This window comes from Polaromonas sp. P1_G4, from assembly GCF_056405475.1.
The window spans coordinates 1-528 of record NZ_JBFUCA010001065.1; the positions used below are offsets into that span (position 1 = coordinate 1).

Genomic DNA, 528 nt, shown 5'->3' on the forward strand with positions numbered 1-528 from the left:
CCTTGATTCTGCGGGAAAGCATGCACACCCGCTTCTGTGGTGCCTTCAATCTTCACTGTCAGCAGTTCCGCGGTGTACTGGGAATGAATGTCAAATCTCTTGACGGGTCGCTGGTTAAATTCGCAATCACGTGGATTCCCCAAGGGACCTTGGGCGTACGACCCGACCGATGTCCCGGAGACTGAATAGAAAAACCCGCTTTTCATCACGTTGCTTTGGGAATTGCGGAGCATGTGAAGATTGAAGGGATGAAGGTAGAGCTTCTCCTTGATTAATCCGGACGGCTCTCGTGTGTCACTGATCACTGCTTCGTAGTCCGACACAAATACGGCCACCTTGCCGGTTTGGTTAATGCCATTAATCTGGATGAAGCCTTCGAGTTCACTGCGTTCTGGCATATGGGATGGCCCAATCCGGTAAATAAATTGAATTCAGAGTGCAAACCCCTAATGGAGGGCTTGCCGACGAAAGCCCATTATCAATTTTCAGAGGTTCCAAAGGTCAACCCACCAAACCCCTGGCGTGAAC

General features: G+C 50.4%; 1 protein-coding gene. It reads right to left on the reverse strand.

Translation table 11 applies throughout. The features are described from left to right. Positions 1 to 398, reverse strand: a 398-nt coding sequence (locus tag AC1D1X_RS25395) for a hypothetical protein (protein WP_477699649.1), incomplete at its 3' end; no start/stop codon positions are given. Between the last annotated feature and the right edge of the window lie 130 nt (positions 399 to 528).